This is a genomic window from Serratia sp. TSA_198.1, assembly GCF_052686505.1.
Window position 1 is genome coordinate 946,321 of record NZ_JBQZFP010000001.1, and the last position, 17,724, is coordinate 964,044.

At 60.0% G+C, this 17,724-nt stretch carries 16 protein-coding genes; 10 read left to right on the forward strand and 6 right to left on the reverse strand.

Going from position 1 to position 17,724, the window contains the following annotated elements:
- Positions 1 to 22: 22 nt before the first annotated feature.
- From xdhC to ACUTSW_RS04400, 5 genes are all read right to left on the reverse strand, one after another.
- Positions 23 to 799: a xanthine dehydrogenase accessory protein XdhC gene (gene xdhC, locus ACUTSW_RS04380; protein WP_445583783.1), complete on the reverse strand. Its 777-nt coding sequence runs from the start codon at positions 797 to 799 to the stop codon at positions 23 to 25.
- Positions 783 to 3,185, reverse strand: a complete 2,403-nt coding sequence (gene xdhB / locus ACUTSW_RS04385) for a xanthine dehydrogenase molybdopterin binding subunit (RefSeq protein WP_445583784.1) — start codon at positions 3,183 to 3,185, stop codon at positions 783 to 785. The genes xdhC and xdhB overlap by 17 nt, the downstream gene beginning before the upstream one ends.
- The gene (gene xdhA / locus ACUTSW_RS04390; RefSeq protein ID WP_445583785.1) at positions 3,178 to 4,608 is read right to left on the reverse strand and encodes a xanthine dehydrogenase small subunit; all 1,431 of its coding nucleotides are present in this window, start codon (positions 4,606 to 4,608) and stop codon (positions 3,178 to 3,180) included. The genes xdhB and xdhA overlap by 8 nt, the downstream gene beginning before the upstream one ends.
- Complete coding sequence (gene guaD / locus ACUTSW_RS04395) at positions 4,605 to 5,936, reverse strand: guanine deaminase (protein WP_445583786.1); 1,332 nt, start codon at positions 5,934 to 5,936, stop codon at positions 4,605 to 4,607. The genes xdhA and guaD overlap by 4 nt, the downstream gene beginning before the upstream one ends.
- 290 nt (positions 5,937 to 6,226) lie before the next feature.
- Positions 6,227 to 7,399 carry an ROK family transcriptional regulator gene (locus tag ACUTSW_RS04400; protein ID WP_445583787.1) on the reverse strand — a complete coding sequence of 391 codons (1,173 nt, stop codon included), beginning with the start codon at positions 7,397 to 7,399 and terminating at the stop codon, positions 6,227 to 6,229.
- 101 nt (positions 7,400 to 7,500) lie between these two features.
- Here ACUTSW_RS04400 and ACUTSW_RS04405 point away from each other — a divergent pair, with 101 nt between their 5' ends.
- The 9 genes from ACUTSW_RS04405 (at position 7,501) to ydfG (ending at position 16,856) form a co-directional block, all read left to right on the forward strand.
- A complete protein-coding gene (locus ACUTSW_RS04405) occupies positions 7,501 to 8,751 on the forward strand; it encodes an extracellular solute-binding protein (RefSeq protein ID WP_445583788.1) in 1,251 nt (416 codons plus the stop codon).
- A 9-nt stretch (positions 8,752 to 8,760) separates the two neighbouring features.
- Positions 8,761 to 9,669: a carbohydrate ABC transporter permease gene (locus ACUTSW_RS04410; RefSeq protein WP_445583789.1), complete on the forward strand. Its 909-nt coding sequence runs from the start codon at positions 8,761 to 8,763 to the stop codon at positions 9,667 to 9,669.
- Positions 9,659 to 10,498 (forward strand): carbohydrate ABC transporter permease, encoded by an 840-nt coding sequence (locus tag ACUTSW_RS04415; protein WP_445583790.1) that lies wholly within the window; start codon positions 9,659 to 9,661, stop codon positions 10,496 to 10,498. Before ACUTSW_RS04410 ends, ACUTSW_RS04415 begins: the two co-directional genes overlap by 11 nt.
- 21 nt (positions 10,499 to 10,519) lie before the next feature.
- On the forward strand, positions 10,520 to 11,473 hold the full coding sequence (locus tag ACUTSW_RS04420) for a carbohydrate kinase family protein (protein ID WP_079250985.1): 954 nt from the start codon (positions 10,520 to 10,522) through the stop codon (positions 11,471 to 11,473).
- Positions 11,473 to 12,552, forward strand: a complete 1,080-nt coding sequence (locus ACUTSW_RS04425) for an ABC transporter ATP-binding protein (RefSeq protein WP_063198520.1) — start codon at positions 11,473 to 11,475, stop codon at positions 12,550 to 12,552. Before ACUTSW_RS04420 ends, ACUTSW_RS04425 begins: the two co-directional genes overlap by 1 nt.
- 221 nt (positions 12,553 to 12,773) lie before the next feature.
- Complete coding sequence (locus ACUTSW_RS04430; protein WP_445583791.1) at positions 12,774 to 14,228, forward strand: MFS transporter; 1,455 nt, start codon at positions 12,774 to 12,776, stop codon at positions 14,226 to 14,228.
- Between the two features lie 3 nt (positions 14,229 to 14,231).
- Positions 14,232 to 15,290, forward strand: coding sequence for an aldo/keto reductase (locus ACUTSW_RS04435; RefSeq protein ID WP_445583792.1), 1,059 nt, complete (start codon positions 14,232 to 14,234; stop codon positions 15,288 to 15,290).
- 98 nt (positions 15,291 to 15,388) lie between these two features.
- Positions 15,389 to 15,910 (forward strand): GNAT family N-acetyltransferase, encoded by a 522-nt coding sequence (locus ACUTSW_RS04440; RefSeq protein WP_445583793.1) that lies wholly within the window; start codon positions 15,389 to 15,391, stop codon positions 15,908 to 15,910.
- A 196-nt stretch (positions 15,911 to 16,106) separates the two neighbouring features.
- The gene (ydfG, locus tag ACUTSW_RS04445) at positions 16,107 to 16,856 is read left to right on the forward strand and encodes a bifunctional NADP-dependent 3-hydroxy acid dehydrogenase/3-hydroxypropionate dehydrogenase YdfG (protein ID WP_006325026.1); all 750 of its coding nucleotides are present in this window, start codon (positions 16,107 to 16,109) and stop codon (positions 16,854 to 16,856) included.
- Between the two features lie 19 nt (positions 16,857 to 16,875).
- On the opposite strand, the gene ACUTSW_RS04450 is transcribed toward ydfG, so the two are convergent.
- A complete protein-coding gene (locus tag ACUTSW_RS04450; protein WP_004944027.1) occupies positions 16,876 to 17,205 on the reverse strand; it encodes a YnfA family protein in 330 nt (109 codons plus the stop codon).
- A gap of 149 nt (positions 17,206 to 17,354) precedes the next feature.
- On the opposite strand from ACUTSW_RS04450, the gene ACUTSW_RS04455 reads away from it, so the two are divergent.
- Positions 17,355 to 17,723 (forward strand): DUF1283 family protein, encoded by a 369-nt coding sequence (locus ACUTSW_RS04455; RefSeq protein WP_004944024.1) that lies wholly within the window; start codon positions 17,355 to 17,357, stop codon positions 17,721 to 17,723.
- Position 17,724: the final 1 nt, after the last annotated feature.

Consider the following 17,724-nt stretch of genomic DNA (forward strand, 5'->3'; position numbering starts at 1 on the left):
TCGAAAACAACCCGCCGCGGTTTTAGCCCCGTCCCCCCCTCCCGTAACAAGCAATAATCTCCCCGGCCACCGCTACTGCGATCTCCGCAGGCAGTTTGCCTTTGACGTCGGGCAAACCCAGCGGGCAGCGCATGGCGGCCACTGCCTGTTCGCTGATGCCACGCTGACCAAGCTTGTATTCGAAGCGTTTACGCTTGGTCAGCGAACCAATCAGGCCAAAGTAACCGGCATCGCCACGGCGCAAAATGCGCTCCGCCAGCGCCAGATCCAGCGCGTGATCGTGGGTCATCACGATGAAATAACTGCCTGCCGGCATGGCATCGACGATCTCCAGCGGCTCATCGCAAATTTCTTGCTGCACGCCCGGCGGCATCGCCGCAGGGAACTCCGCCGCACGCCCATCTACCCAACGCACCCGGCACGGCAAGGTGGCGAGAATGTTCACCAGCGCACGGCCCACATGCCCGGCGCCAAACAGCGCGATGTGCGGGCGCGGCGGGATCAAGGGTTCGAACAGCACGCTGGTGGTTCCGCCGCAGCACTGGCCGAGCCGCGCCGCCAGCGGGAAACGCTCCAGCCGCAGCGTGGCGTCACCCTGTTGCAACATCTCGCGCGCAATCGCCAGCGCCTGGTACTCCAGGTGACCGCCGCCGATGGTATTGACCGCCCGTTCGGCGGTCACCAGCATTTTGGTGCCGCGGTTGCGCGGCGTGGAGCCCAGTTCGTCCACCAACGTCACCAGCACGCAGGGCTCGCCGCGCCTGCGTGCCTCTGCCAGCGCCTCAATCCATTCGTCCATCGCCGTTCTCCCGCGTCAGCTCAGTGACAATGTCACTTGACAGCATCTGTTGCACGCCCCACAGCACCCGTTCCGGCGTGGCCGGCGCGTCAATATTGGGCTGCTGGCGGTAGTCCGCCAGGCTGGCGACCGCGTCCTTGATCGCACACCAAACCGAGATCCCCAGCATAAACGGCGGCTCGCCCACCGCTTTGGAATGGAACACCGTATCTTCCGGGTTTTTGCGGTTCTCCAGCAGCGTGACGCGCAGATCGGCGGGCACATCGCCAATCGCCGGGATTTTGTAGCTGGCCGGGCCGTTGGTCAGCAGCTTGCCCTGTTCATCCCACACCAGTTCTTCGCTGGTCAGCCACCCCATGCCCTGCACAAAGCCCCCCTCAACCTGGCCGATGTCGATAGCCGGGTTCAGCGAGTCGCCCACGTCGTGCAAAATATCGGCGCGCAGCAGTTTGTACTCGCCGGTCAGGGTGTCGATCAACACTTCCGCGCAGGCCGCGCCGTAGGCAAAATAATAGAACGGGTGGCCGCTGGCCTTGTCGCGATCGTAGAAAATTTTCGGCGTGCGGTAATAGCCGGTGCTGGCGAGCGAAACCTGATTGAAATACGCCTGCTCAACCACCTGCTCGAAGCTGAAATAACGCTCGCCCACCCTGACCTGGCCGTTGCTGAAGGCAATTTGATCGGCGCTGACCTGGTGCTGTTTGGAAAGCATGTCGATCAGCCGCTGTTTAATGATTAGCGCGGCATTTTCCGCCGCCTTGCCGTTCAAATCGGTACCGGACGACGCCGCCGTCGGCGAGGTGTTCGGCACTTTTCCAGTATCGGTGGCGGTGATCTGAATACGTTCAATATCCACCTGGAACACTTCGGCGACGATCTGCGCCACCTTGGTGTTCAGCCCCTGGCCCATCTCGGTGCCGCCGTGGTTGAGCTGAATGCTGCCGTCGGTGTAAACCAGCACCAGCGCACCGGCCTGGTTGAGGAAGCTGGCGGTAAAAGAGATGCCGAATTTCACCGGCGTCAGCGCCAGCCCTTTTTTCAGGATCGGGTTCTCGGCGTTGAAACGACGGACAGCCTCGCGCCGTGCCTGATAATCCGCGCTGTGTTCCAATTCAGCGGTCATTTCCTGCAGCAGGTTCTGCTCCACCCGCTGGTGGTAATGGGTGATGTTGCGGTGGTCCTTGCCGTAATAATTGGTCTTGCGCACCGCCAGCGGATCGAGCGCCAGATAGCGCGCAATATGGTCCATGACCTGCTCAATCGCCATCATGCCCTGCGGCCCGCCAAAGCCGCGATAGGCGGTATTGGACGCGATATGGGTTTTGCAGCGGTGGCCGGTAATCAATACATCTTGCAGAAAATAGGCATTATCAGCGTGGAACATGGCGCGATCGACAATAGATCCGGAGAGATCGAGCGAATAGCCGCAGTTGCCGGCCAGGTCGATCTTGATTCCGTTCAGTAACCCGCTGTCGTCAAAGCCAACGTCATAGTGAATATAAAACGGGTGGCGCTTGCCGGTGATCAGCATGTCGTCATGGCGATTGAGGCGCATTTTGGCCGGTCGCCCGGTCAGGTGCGCCACCACCGCACACAGGCACGCCGGGCCGGCCGCCTGGGTTTCCTTGCCGCCGAAGCCGCCGCCCATGCGACGCATATCGAGGGTGATCTTGTGCATCGGCAGATTGAGCACCGAGGCCACCAGTTTCTGGATTTCGGTCGGGTTCTGGGTGGAGGAATACACCAGCATGCCTCCGTCCTCGGCGGGCATCACTGACGCAATCTGGGTCTCCAGATAAAAATGCTCCTGGCCGCCGACGTGCAACTCGCCCTGAATGCGGTGCAAAGCCCGCGCCAGCGCGCCGTCTGCATCGCCGCGCCGATGATGGTGCGCCTCCTGTACCACGAAGCCTTCGCGCAGCGATTGCGTCACGTCCAGCCGCACCGGCAAATCCTGATACTCCACCTTCACCGCCTGCGCCGCCCGCCAGGCGATCTCGGGATCTTCTGCCGCCACCACCGCGATCACCTGCCCGACATACTCCACCGTCTCCTTCGCCAGCAGCGGATCGCCGTGGGTCAGTGGCGCAATATCCAGCTCGCCCGGCACGTCCTGCCAGGTGATCACCCGCACCACGCCGGGGAAGGCGTAACAGGCCGACAAATCCAGCTTGATGATGCGCGCATGTGCCCGTTCGCTCAGCTTGGCCGCCAGATGCAACTGGTTTGGGTATTCCAGCCGATCGTCAATGTATTGCGCCTCGCCGCTGACGTGTTTGTCGGCGCTTTCATGTTTGCGGCTACGGCCCACCCCGGTGGTCAATGGCTGGCGGAAACGTTCGGCCAGTTGTTCCTGCGTCGCTTCAATGCGTTTGTTATTACTCATGAGCCGTCACCTCAATCGCCAAATGCGGCGCGGTCAGCGCAATGAAATAGCGGCGCAGCAGGTTTTGCGCTACCAGCAGGCGATAACCGCTGCTGGCGCGAAAATCGCTAAGCGGCGTAAAGTCCTGCGCCAATGCCTGCACCGCACGTTCAACGGTGGCGCGCCGCCAGGGCTGCCCCACCAGTTGCTGTTCGCATAGCAAGGCGCGTTTTGGCGTCGCCGCCATGCCGCCAAATGCCAAGCGGGCACTGCGAATCATGCCGTGCTCGATCCTCAGGTTAAAAGCGCCGCATACCGCCGAAATATCGTCCTCCAGCCGTTTGGAGACTTTCCAGGCGCGGAAATCCGCCGGAGCGGTGGCCGGCAGCACGATGCTTTCGATAAACTCCCCCGGTTGCAGCGCTGTCTGGCGATAGCCCAGGAAGAAATCGTGCAACGGCAACTCACGCCGCACATCGCCGCAGCGCAGGTTCAGCATGGCATCCAGCGCCAGCAGCATGGGTGCGCCGTCGCCAATCGGCGAAGCATTGGCGATATTGCCCCCCAAGGTACCCTGGTTGCGGATCTGCTGCGAAGCGAAACGCGCCAGCAGCTCGCCGAAGGCCGGATGATATTTTTCCAGCAGCGGATACAGGTCACTCAGCGCCGCACCGGCACCGATCGTCAACCGTTCGCCCTGCCAACTGACTTGCTTCAACGCCTCAATCTGCCCAATGGCGATCATCAGCGGCACATCCTGGTGACGCTGGGTGACCTCCAGTGCCAGATCGGTGCCGCCGGCCAACAATTTTGCCTGCGGGTGTTGCTGATACAACACCGCCAGCTCGTCGATCCTTTGCGGCATCAGACAGCGTTTACCCGCCGCTTCCAGCGGCGTCGCTGCGCGGATGGCTTGCAGGCGTTCCACGGTTTGCCGTTGCCCGCGATCGAAACTGTCCTCGCCCTTGACGCCGCAGGCCTGCTGCGCCGCCGCCAGAATCGGCCGGTAGCCGGTGCAGCGGCACAGGTTGCCCGCCAGCGCCTGTTGCGCCTGTTCACGCTGGTATTCCCCGCCGTTCTTTTGCAGACAGAACATCGACATCACAAATCCCGGCGTACAAAAACCGCACTGCGAGCCGTGGCAATCGACCATCGCCTGCTGCACGCTGTGCAATTGGCCATTTTGCTTCAAATCCTCCACCGTGATCAGCTGTTTGCCGTGCAGCGCGCTGACGAACGTCAGGCAGGCATTGACGCTGCGGTAGCGCAACTGCCCGCCTTCCTGCTCGGCCAATACGACGGTGCAAGCGCCGCAGTCACCGGAGGCACAGCCTTCTTTAGTGCCGCAACGGCCCAGGTTGCGGCGCAGATAGTTCAGCACCGTGGTGTTGGGATCGAGCGCGCTTTCACTTTTTAGCGTTTGATTAAGCAGGAACTGGATCATGCTGCCTCCTGGTGCGCAGCCGCGCGATAAACCACTTTACCGTCAACGTAGGTGCGATAAACGTTGCGATCGTCCCCCAGCGTCATCAGCAAGAACAGCTGGTCCGCCAGTTCGCGGCTGTTTTCATGGCGCAGCTTCTGCAGCGGCGACACCGCCGGATCCAACACCACAAAATCCGCCTCTTTACCGACGCCGAAGTTGCCGATTTTATCGTCCAGCGCCAACGCGCGCGCACCGCCCAAGGTGGCGTGATAGAAGGCTTCGCAGGCGGAGAGTTTATAGCGCTGCAACTGGCCGATCTTGTAAGCCTCGCCCAGCGTTTGCAGCATATTGAAGGTGGTGCCTGCGCCGACATCGGTGCCAATGCCCAGCTTCACCTGCTTCTGCCAGGCTTTTTGCAGGTTGAACAACCCGCTGCCGAGGAACAGGTTGGAGGTCGGGCAGAAAGCGATCGCCGAGCCGGTCTGGCACAGGCAATCCCACTCTTGCTCTTCCAGATGCAGGCAGTGAGCGAAGACGCTTTTCTCGCCGGTCAGGCCGTACTGGTGATACACATCCAAATAGCTGCTGTTCTCCGGGAACAGCGCTTTCACCCAGGCCACTTCATCCAGGTTCTCGCTCAGGTGGGTGTGCAGCCAGGCATCCGGAAACTCTTCGCGCAGCCGTTGCACCTGCGCCAATAGCGCTGGGGTGCTGGTGGGGGCGAAACGCGGCGTTATCGCATAGCCCAGGCGTTGTTTGCCGTGCCAGCGCTCGATCAGTTCACGCGTTTGCCGGTAGCTTTGCTCCGGGGTTTCCAGCAGTTCATCCGGTGCGTGGCGGTCCATCATCACTTTGCCGGCGATAAGACGCATGTTCAGCGCCGCCGCCTGGCTGAACAACGCGTCAACCGATTGCGGATGTACCGTACCGAACACCAAGGCCGTGGTGGTGCCGTTACTTAACAGTTGTTGCAGGAAGAACGCCGACATCTTGCCGGAATGCCGTTCGCAGCAGAACTGGCTTTCGGTCGGGAAAGTGTAGTGCTTCAACCACGCCAACAGCTGATCGCCATAGGCGCCGATCATTTCGGTTTGCGGGTAGTGAATATGGGTGTCGATAAACCCCGGCACGATCAGCTTGTCGCGGTAATGCGTCACCTCAAAACCCGGCGGCAACAGCGGTTCACCCTGCTGCCAACTGCCGTGCCAGACAATCGCCCCTTCATTGAGCAGCATTAATCCATCGGGAATATGCCGCAGTTGCTCATTCAACTGTTGCGGACTCTCCACGCAGGCCGCGATATCGAAAAAATTGCCACGAATAGCCGTGGTGAATTGAATGCTCATTTTGCTTTCCTTCTCTACCGACCCACGTACCAACCCGTGGAATATGGCGGTTTTTTATCGTTTGCAGATGTTGATTTAAGGATAGCAAGTAGCGTGCCAGTTGGTTTTTTATTATACATTTTACTTTGTAAACAATAAGATAAAAAATATCCTGAAATTATCCGAGCAGGTCAAAATAATAAAAAAACAAGCAAACGGTTGCCTGTGAAATAGCAACCGTTTGCTTGTTTTGGGAAATTAAACCGATGCACCAACATCGAGCAAGAATAGAAATCGAGAAAATTAAGCGGCTATTTCAATAACACTTCATAACGCGGGTTGAACTCGTCGAACAGCGGCAGCGCGGCCGCCCCCAGTGCTGCGGTATCCGCGCCGGTGGTGCCCAGCCGCACGCGCAGACCATCGAGGTATTTGCTGCGAACCGAGCGGTGCAAGGGCGCCAAACGTTTGATCAACTGTTCAACGATGCTTTCCGGCATCAGCCCGCCAATAATCACCGCTTCGGCATCGAACATGCACTCGACGATGTTGATCGCCTGGCGCAGCGCAGGCACCGCAGACTCCAACCAGCGGTCGATCTGCGCCTGCGGCAATGCCAGCAGATCCTGCGGCATGGCACGCATCGGATCCAGCCCGCAGCTCTCATAGGCTGCCTGCAGCGAGACGTAACGTTCAAGGCAACCCTGGTTGCCGCAATAACAAGCCCGCCCGCCCGGTTGCACAATCATGTGGCCTATTTCACCGGCATTGTGCGCATGGCCGGTATAAATGCGCCCGTCAGTGAAGATCCCCGCCCCGAGGCCGGTGCCGAGATACAGATAAATAAACGAATTGAGCTGCCTGGCCACGCCGTGCAGACGCTCGCCGATGGCGGCGACGGTGGCGTCGTTCTCCAGCGTCACCGGCAGGCCGCTCTGCGCGTTAAGTTCAGCCACTACATCGATATTTTCCCAGCCGTTGAGGGTGGTCGGCCCAACGGAGGAGATCCCTTCCACGCCAAACGGCCCCGGCATCACCACGCCGATGCCCAGCATTTTTCCCCAGGCCATATCAGGCTGTTGGCGCATTTCTTGCAGCACATCACAAATCAGTTTCAAGGTCGCAGCAGGTTGCGGCTTTTGCACCATAATCAGCCGATGGAAACGAACGCTTCCTGACAGATCAACGACGATGATCAGAAGCGACTGGTGATCCAGATGGATGCCGATGGAATACGCACTGTCTGGATTGAGGGTCAACGGCGTCGCCGGTTGGCCCCTCCCTCCGGCACGGCGTGGCAGGTGCGAGGAGAGAATGCCGGCCTGCTCCAGCTCTGTCGCGATATTTGAAACGGTTTGCGGCGTCAGTGAGGTCAGCCGGGCGATTTCGGCACGGGTCAGTTCGCCGTGCAGACGGATTGCCTCTATCACTACGCGCCGGTTGTGTGCTCGAGCATGTTCAAGGTTAGTGCCGGATGTCGTCATAACTGCCTATGCAGAAAGGGAAATCGGTGTTTGCAGTATGGTGCCCTCCATTAAAGCAATCAAATTGATTTAAGAATCTTTTTAACACCGGAGAACGCACCATGAAAAGCCCTATCCGCGCCGCTAAGGCCGCCTGTACCCTGTCTGCCCTGGCGTTTTGCATCTCAAGCGCCTTTGCCGCCCCTACGCAAATCAACGCGCTGTTTATGACCCAGGCGGCTTATAGCGAAAACGACATTCGCGCCATGACCGCAGATTTCACCCAACAGCACCCGGATATCACCGTTAACCTCGAGTTCGTCCCTTACGAAGCGCTGCACGATAAAATCGTCGCGGCGCGCGGCGCAGGCAGCAACGGCTACGACGTGGTGCTGTTCGACGCCATCTGGCCGGCCGAATTCGTTAAGTTCGGCCTGCTGCAGGACGTCACCTCGCGCATCAGCGCCGACGACAGCGGCAAGATTTTCGACGGCGCCATGACCACCGTCACTTACAAAGACAAGCGCTGGGGAATGCCGTGGATCCTCGATACCAAATACCTGTATTACAACAAAGCCATGCTGGCCAAGGCCGGCATCAGCGCCCCGCCGAAAACCTGGCAGGAACTGGCGCAACAGGCGGAAATCCTGAAACAGAAAAACGTGGTCAAATACCCTCTGGTGTGGAGCTGGTCACAGGCCGAGGCGCTGGTTTGCGATTACACCACGCTGGTGTCCGCCTTCAAGGGGCAGTTCTTCCAGCAGGGGAAAATCAACTTCTCCACCCCAGGATCATTACAGGCCGCCGGCTACATGAAAGACACGCTGGACAAGGGGCTGACCAACCCGAACTCGCGTGAATATCTGGAAGAGGATGTGCGTAAAGCCTTCTCTAACGGCGACGCCGCCTTCGCGCTCAACTGGACCTATATGTACAACATGGCCAACGATCCGAAGCAGAGCAAAGTGGCCGGCGATGTCGGCATCGTGCCGGCTCCGGGATCGGTTGAGGGCCAGGTTTCCGCCGTCAACGGCTCGATGGGCCTCGGCATCGCCAAAGCCAGCGCCCACCCGGATCAGGCCTGGCAGTACATCAGCTACATGACCTCCCAGCCGGTACAGGATAAGTACGCCAAACTGAGCCTGCCGATCTGGAAATCTTCCTACGACGATCCGGCGGTGCAGAAAGACCAGCAACCCTTGATCGCCGCCGCCAAGCAGTCGTTGAACGTGATGCTGTCGCGCCCTGAAACTGCCGATTACTCACGGCTTTCCAACGGATTGCAGCAAGATTTGCAGCAGATCCTGCAAGGCAAGGTGACGCCGCAAGCGGGCCTGGATGCGGCCACCAAAAGCGCGGCACGGCTGCGTTAAGGGATGACGATGCTCACTTTGCCCCAACGTGAGCGGCGTCAGGCATGGGTGCTGCTGGCACCCATGCTGCTGATGATGCTGCTGTTAACCGCCTGGCCGCTGGGCCGCACCCTGTGGCTGAGCTTTACCGACGCGGCGCTGGTCGGTGACGGTGTAACGCCTGCCTGGGTCGGCGTCGATAACTTTCTGTATGCCCTGACCGACCCGGATTTCCAGGCCGCGCTGTGGCGCACGCTCTATTTCACCGTGGTTTCGGTGGCGTTTGAAGGGGTGATTGGCGTGTTGGTGGCGCTGCTGCTCAACCAGCAATTCCACGGCCGCAACCTGCTGCGGGTGCTGGTGATTTTGCCCTGGGCGCTGCCCACCATCGTCAATGCGACTATGTGGCGGCTGAACTTCAACCCGGATTACGGCAGCATCAATGCGCTGCTGACCCAGCTTGGGGTCATTGACCATTACCGCAGTTGGCTGGGCAATCCCGCCTCGGCGTTGAACGCGGTGATGCTGGCGGATATCTGGAAAAACTACCCGCTGATCACCCTATTGACGCTGGCGGCACTGCAATCTATCCCGGAGGATCTGTACGAGGCGGCCCGCCTGGACGGCGCTTCCGCCTGGCGGCGATTCCGTGCCATCACCCTGCCCGCCATTCTGGCCCCGCTGGCGGTGGCGCTGGTGTTACGCACCATCGACGCCTTCAAGGTGTTCGACATCATTTACGTGATGACCCGCGGCGGGCCGATGGACAGCACCAAGACCCTCAGCTTCTTCGTTTATCAGGAATCGTTCAGCTATCTGCGTGCCGGCAGCGGCGCCGCCTACGCAGTGCTGATGACCCTGCTGTGCGGTTTGCTGATCGCACTCTACATGCTGATGCTGTTCCGCCAGCGCCGAAGGAGCCTCGCCGATGAAGCGTAAAATCCGCCTGATACTGCGCTATGGCGCCGCGCTGCTATTGGCGCTGTCGATCCTCGCACCGATGCTGTGGCTGTTTTTGATGAGCGTCAGTTCCTCCGCCGATCTGACCCGCGTGCCGCTGGAATGGCTGCCGCGCCGCTGGGACTTTTCACGCTACGGTAGCTTGCTGTCGTTACAGGCCGGCCAGCCTGGGGCACTGTTCCTGCACGCGCTGTTCAATAGCCTGCTGGTGGCCTGCGGCGCTACGCTGATTTCGCTGCTGCTGGCGATCCCGGCGGCGTTCAGCTTCTCACGCTATCCGGGCCGCGACGGCTGGCTGTTCGCCAGTCTGGCGATTTATATGGTGCCGCCGGTCGCCTTCGTGCTGCCGCTGTACTTTATTCTGCAACAGCTGACGCTGCTGAACACCCATATCGGCCTGGTGCTGGTCTATTGCTCGCTGATCCTGCCGTTTCTCACCTGGATGCTGAAGAATCAGTTCGACGCCTTGCCGATCGATATCGAACAGGCGGCGCGGCTGGATGGGCTGCGTCAGTGGCAGGTACTGCTGCGCATCACCTTGCCGCTGGCGAAACCGGCGCTCGGGGCCTCGGCGTTGTTCGGCTGGTTGCTGGCCTGGGACGAATTTTTCTACGCGCTGCTGTTTACCAGCAACATTCAGGCCCAGACGCTGCCGGTGACTATCGCCGGTTTCACCGCGGGGCGCGCCACCGATGACGGATTGATCGCCGCAGTCGGCATGTTGGCCGCCATACCGCCACTCTTTATTGCCATTTGGCTGCAAAAAACGCTGGTCAGCGGGTTAACCAGCGGCGGCAGCAAGGGCTGACTTAAAAGGGAAAAAATTCACATGATGAATACCAACACCAGACCCACCCTGTACGTGGTCGGCAATATCAACGTCGACGTGATCATGAGCACCCTGCACCAGTGGCCGCAGAAAGGCACCGAGGCGATGCTGGATCACAGCGAGCTGCGCCCCGGCGGCTCGGCCGGCAACTGCGCGCTGGCTTTGGCGGCGCTGGAGACGCCTTACCGGCTGGTGGCCAATCAGGGCAACGACTATTTCAGCCCCTGGCTGGCGCAGCTGTTCCCGGAAAGCTCGCTGTATTGGCCGACCTACAGCTGTGAAACCTCGCTGACCTTCGGCGTGACGCACCCCGACAACGAACGCACCTTTTTCAGCAATCAAGGGCACATCACCCGCCTGAGCCAGGATGACGTGCTGCACCAGATCCCGCTTTTCGCCGGCAACGGCGACACCGTGCTGTTATGCGGCACCTTCCTGTGCACCACTTTGCTGGCGGATTACCCGGCGCTGCTGCAAACGCTGCGCCAGCGCGGCTACCGCATTGCGGTGGACACCGGCTGGCCGCCGCAGGGCTGGAGCGATGCGCTGCGCGGGCAGATCGCCGACTGGTTGCCGTTCTGCGACATTCTGCTGCTGAATGAAGTAGAAACCTGCGGCATGGCAGGCCATGAAGATCTGTACACCGCCGCCCGCACCCTGAACCGCCAGCAACCGACCGACGCCGCCTGTGTGGTCAAGTGCGGGCCGGACGGCGCGCGCATGTGGTGCGGCGAACGGCTGTTGCAGGCTGCCGCGCACCCGATCAAGGTGGTCGATACCATCGGCGCCGGCGACAGTTTCAACGCCGGGTTCCTGACCGCCTGCCTGCACGGCCATTCGGCCACGGTGGCGCTGCGCTGGGGCATTCGCGCCGCCAGCCACGCCATCAGCAGTTCGCCGCGTCAATACCTGGACTGGAACACCCTGAAAACCTGCGCCGGAGAGATGATCTGATGGCAAGCGTAGAACTGGTGAAAGTCGCCAAATATTATGGCAAACAGCGGGTGTTGAATCCGCTGGATCTGATCATTCCCGACGGCAGCTTTACCGTGCTGGTCGGCCCCTCCGGCTGCGGTAAATCCACGTTGCTGCGCTTGCTGGCCGGGCTGGATACGCTATCCGATGGCGCTATCCTGCTGGATAAACAGAAAATTAACGATCTGGACCCCGCCGATCGCGATATCGCCATGGTGTTTCAGAGCTATGCGCTCTATCCGCACCTGACGGTGGCGGAAAACATGGCGTTTCACATGCAGGTCATGAAGGTCAGCAAAAGCGAGCAGCAGAGCAAAGTGCAGCAGGCGGCACGCATTCTGGCGATCGATCACCTGTTGCAGCGCTATCCGAAAGAGCTGTCCGGCGGCCAGCGCCAGCGGGTGGCGATGGGGCGTGCCATGGTGCGCAATCCGAAGGTCTTTCTGTTCGATGAGCCGTTGTCCAACCTCGACGCCCAGCTGCGCATGGAGCTGCGTGCCGAGATAAAATCGCTGCATCAGCAGTTCAAAACCACCACGGTGTACGTCACCCACGACCAGATTGAAGCCATGACGCTGGCCGATCAAATCGTGGTGATGAAAGACGGCAATATCGTGCAACAGGGCCGGCCGCTGGAGATCTACGATGCGCCCGCCAACACCTTTGTGGCGCGCTTTATCGGTTCGCCGCCCATGAACCTGTTGGAGGGTATCGTCACGCCGCGCGGCGATCGCCCCGGCGTAACCTGCGGTGAGCTGTGGCTGCCGCTGCCCGATAAGTGGCGGCAGGCAATTGCGGGCAGTAACGTGATCCTCGGACTGCGCCCGCATGATTTTCTGCTGGTGGAGGTCAGCGAACAACCGCCCGCACAGCTTCGGCTGATGGAGATCACCGGTGATGTCAGTCTGTTGCACCTGACCTGGGGCGGTTACCGACTGCATGTGCAGTTCAGCGGCCGCATCAATGCAGAAAGCGGCCAGCCGCTGTGGCTGGCGCCCAACATCGACGCGATCCACCTGTTCGACGCCGCCAGCGGCCAGCGGCTAAGCGAAAGTTAAGTGTTGATTACCCATGACTTCGGCCTGAAAAAACCGGGCTGAAACCGGCTATTCCCCTCTGCGAGCGCAGATCGCTGCGCTCGCTAATCATCACCCGCTTAACCTCTTTTTAACCTGTGTACGATGCGCTATGCTCGAAAACTCGTCCGGATTACATTTTTTGAAACGGGGTTTCTTGTCATGCCTGCATTCTGTCTGTGCGCCACACGGCGCGCTTTGCCATGAGCTGGTTTTCACGCGCCAGCGCGCTGCCGTTGTTGGTAGCCGGCGCCTTCTTTATGGAAAACCTCGACGGTACGGTGATTGTCACCGCCATGCCGCAGATGGCAGCCGCTTTCGGCGTGCGGGCGGTGGACATGAACATCGGCATTTCCGCCTATATCCTCACGCTAACGGTGTTTATTCCCGCCAGCGGCTGGATCGCCAACCGCTTTGGCGCACGCAATATCTTTGCCGCCGCAGTGATGATTTTTACCCTGGCCTCGGTGCTGTGTGCCGCCAGCGTTAACCTGCCCACCTTTACCGCAGCCCGCATTCTGCAAGGCTTTGGCGGCGCGCTGATGGTGCCGGTCGGCCGGTTGGTGGTGCTGCGCAATACCGCCAAACCGGATCTGATAAAAGCTATCGCCACCATTACCTGGCCGGGGCTGGTGGCACCCATCCTTGGCCCGCCGGTCGGCGGTTTTATTACCACCTACGCGTCATGGCACTGGATTTTTCTGCTCAACGTGCCGCTGGGCGTCGCCGCGCTGTGGCTGGCCTGGCGGTTGATACCACAAGAAGCGCCGCAGAAAGGCGTGCCCTTTGACGCCATCGGCTTCGTGCTAACCGGCATCGCCTGCTTCGGCCTGATGTTTGGCCTGGACCTGATCAATCACCCGCAGCTCTCCTGGCTGGTGCCGCTACTGTGCATCCTCGGCAGCCTGGCGCTGGGCGCGCTGGCGGTGCGCCATGCCAAACGCACCGCGCACCCGTTGATCACTCTGTGGGCAATGCGAATAAAAAGTTACGCCGTCACTATTTGGGGTGGCGCCTTGTTCCGCATCGCCATTGGCGCCGTGCCCTTCTTGCTGCCGCTGTTGTTCCAGATCGGCTTTGGCCTCAACGCCTTCGACGCCGGGCTATTGGTGTTGGCGGTGTTTGCCGGGAATCTGGCGATGAAGCCTTTTACCTCTGCCGTGCTCTATCGTTTCCGTTTTCGCACCACGCTGGTAGTGAATGGGCTGCTGAACGCCGCCACCATTTTTGCCTGCGCGCTGCTGACGCCCCAAACCCCAACCTGGCTGATTGTGGCATTGCTGTTCGTCAGCGGGTTGACGCGTTCCATGCAGTTCACCGCGCTGAATACGCTGGCATTTTCCGAAGTGCCGCAGCCGCAGATGGGCGGCGCCAATACCCTGTTCACCGTATCGCAGCAACTGGGCAGCGGCCTGGGCATCGCCATCGGTGCGCTGGCGCTGCGGTTGGGGGAAATGCTGATACCGCCGTCGGCCGGTCGCCTGCCGCTGGTCGATTTCCAGTTGGCGTTTGGCGTTATCGGCGTTATCGCCCTGTTGGCGGTGGCAGACAGTCTGACGTTGAATCCCGATGCCGGCAGCGAAGTCCGCCGGAAAAAATCCCCTTCGTCGGCACCGGCTGGCGCTGATGAATCCGTGGCAACCAAGGCAAGGAGTTAAACGATGCAATACCGTCAGCTTGGCCATTCCGGCCTGAAAGTTTCGGCGCTGAGTCTCGGCACCATGACCTTTGGCGGCGCAGGCAAATTCGCCAAAACCGGCGATACCGGCGTTGACGAAGCCCGCAGCCAGATAGACCGCTGTATCGACTCCGGCATCAACCTGTTCGATACCGCCGATGTCTATTCCGCCGGCAAGGCGGAAGAGATCCTGGGCCAGGCGCTGGGCAAAAAACGCCAGCAGGTCCTGGTCGCCAGCAAGGCCCGCTTCCCCATGGGCGCCGGCCCGAATGACGCGGGGCTGTCTCGCCATCATTTGATCCGCGCCTGCGAAGCCAGTCTGCGGCGGTTGAACACCGACTATCTCGACTTGTATCAATTGCATGAATGGGACGGCCTGACGCCGGTTGACGAGACCCTGCGCGCGCTGGAGCATCTGGTCAGCAGCGGCAAGGTGCGTTACGTCGGCGTGTCCAATTTTTCCGGCTGGCACCTGATGAAACACCTGGGCGCCGCCGAACGCCTGGGCCTGGTGCGCCCGGTCAGCCAGCAGATTCATTACACGCTGCAGGCCCGCGAGGCAGAGTATGAACTGCTGCCGATCGCAGCGGATCAGGGCGTCGGCGTCCTGGTGTGGAGCCCGCTGGCCGGCGGTCTGCTTTCCGGTAAATACCGCCGCAATCAGCCTGCGCCGGAAGGCACCCGCCACCTGGCCAACTGGGGCGAGCCACCGGTGCGCGACGAGGAACGGCTGTACGATATCGTCGACGTGCTGGTGGATATCGCCCGGTCGCACGGTGTGTCCGCGGCTCAAGTCGCCCTGGCCTGGCTGCTGACGCGGCCTACCATCACCTCGGTGGTGATCGGTGCGCGCAACGACACCCAACTGCAAGACAACCTGCAAGCGGCCAATCTGCACCTGAATGAGGAGGACCTTCAGCGGCTGGAGGAAGTGAGCCGCCCGCCACTGATTTATCCTTATTGGCACCAGGCCGCCACCGCGCCGGACCGTCTGTCGGCGGCCGACCTGCTGCTGTTGGCTCCGCACCTGCCGCAAAAATAAGTCGCATCTGCCGCTAATCAACGTAATATCGATGATCCGCCCCGTTTTGACGGGCGCGGATTTTTTGCCGTTTTGGCCTGAAAAGCGAGGTAATAAGAATGATTCACAGTGACCTTTCTCAGTGCCGCCTTAACACCGACCGGTTGTTGATTGCTCCATTTACCGCAGCAGACGCCGACGAGGTTTACCAGGCGATTACCCCTACGCTGACGCGCTTTATGAATTTTGAACCGGAGGCGTCGCCGGAGGCCTTCGCCAACGTCTGGCAAGCCTGGTTACCGCTGATCCGTGAAGGCGAGGAAGTGATTTTTGTTGCCCGTCTGCGCGACGGTAAAAAGTTTGTCGGCATGGGCGGCGCACACGATCTGCACAGCCAAACGCCGGAACTGGGCATTTGGGTGAAAGAGACTCAGCAGGGCCACGGCTATGGCCGCGAAATTGTCCACGCCATGGCGGTCTGGGCCAGTGAGCGCTACCGGCCGCAGCACTTTATCTACCCGGTGGCAGAGCAAAACACCCCCAGCCGACGCATCGCTGAATCCCTCGGCGGCGTGGTAGCCGGCCGGCGCGAAAACACCAAATACGACTGCGTGGTCTACCACGTCCCGCCACAGCTTTAAACGTTTTACCGGGCCGCCCCCTTGATCATCGTTTAGCGGCCCGGCCTTATCCCTTCGTTGCCAACTGACCGAAAACTGCCCGTTTGCCCGCTCGATGACTGTTTTTTACCGCACATGCAGATAACCGCTGCCACTTGATGTGGGATTATGCTAATCCTAATAGCATGTAGGGTATAAACACTTGAGGAACAGTCACATGATCATTTTTGTCACGGGCGCCACATCAGGTTTTGGCGAGGCTATCACACGACGCTTTATCCGCGAAGGCCACCAGGTGATTGCCACCGGGCGTCGCGTTGAACGTCTGGAAGAGTTGAAAGACGAACTGGGTGACGCGCTGCATATCGTCCGCCTGGACGTACGCAACCGCGCCGCTATTCAGCAGGTGATCGACGAATTGCCTGCAACGCTGCGCCAAATCGACGTGCTGGTGAATAACGCCGGCCTGGCGTTGGGGCTGGAGCCGGCGCACAGAGCCGACGCCGACGACTGGGATACCATGATCGATACCAACACCAAAGGCCTGGTCAATATGACTCGCGCCCTGCTGCCAGCGATGGTTGAACGCAATATCGGCCATGTGATCAACATCGGCTCCGTCGCCGCCAACTGGCCCTATGCCGGCGGCAACGTTTACGGCGCGACCAAGGCTTTCGTCAAACAGTTCAGCCTGGGTCTGCGGGCCGATCTGCACGGCACGCGTATCCGCGTCACCGACATTGAGCCTGGCCTGGTGGGCGGTACCGAGTTCTCCAACGTGCGCTTCAAAGGCGACGATGGCAAAGTTGACAAGATCTACGACGGTGCCAATGCGCTAACGCCGGAAGATATCGCCGAGTCGGTGTTCTGGGTTGCGACCCTGCCAGCCCACGTCAATATCAATACGCTGGAAATCATGCCGGTCAGCCAGTCCTTCGCCGGGTTGAACATCCACCGCGAGTCCTGATTTTTCCCGTGCCGCCGGGTTATCCGGCGGCACGCCAGCCTGAAACGATAATCAACATCCCCGCCAGCGCCACCCCGGCGCCCAGCCAATCCAACGCCGACAGCTTAACCCCGTCCACCACCCGCAACCACAGCAGCGCCGTTGCCACATAGACACCGCCATAAGCCGCATAGACTCGCCCGCTGGCGGCCGGGTGCAGCGTCAACAGCCAGACAAACAACATCAAACTGGCCGCCGCCGGCAGCAATAACCAAACGCCGGCGTTTTTTTTCAGCCACAGGTAAGGCAAGAAGCAGCCTATAATTTCGGCTAACGCGGTGGCGAAAAATAGCAGGGTAGTCTTTAACATGGGTAACGATTTTCTCTCTATAAAGTAAACGAAGCGGTGCTTGGCTGGTGCAGCATCAAGGCTCGGTGGTATATTTATTGCCACGCCTGAGGGCGAGATTAAGCCAGTGTTACCTTCTTTCGGCAACACTAACTCATAAGGATGAAACGATGAAAACACTTTCTACTCAACGACTGCTGCGCGGGATGCTGCCGGTCGCCATGCTGATGTTGATGGGTGCCTGGCAGGCTCCGGCGTTGGCTGCCACCTGCACTCAGGGCAGCACCTGCGTCACTGTCGATGGCAGCAACAGCGGCGCCATGAGCACCGAAGCGGCACGCCAGAGTAAAGAACAGTTTAACGACACCAAATCTCTGCGCCATAAGGTCAACACCCGTGTGGAGAAAGAGTTCGACAAGGTAGACAAGGCGATTGATAACGAAGACCGCTGCGACGACAGCCTGAACGTTAACGCCTATTGGGAACCGAACACCCGCAAGTGTCTGGATCGCCAGACCGGTCGTCAGATTAATCCTTAAT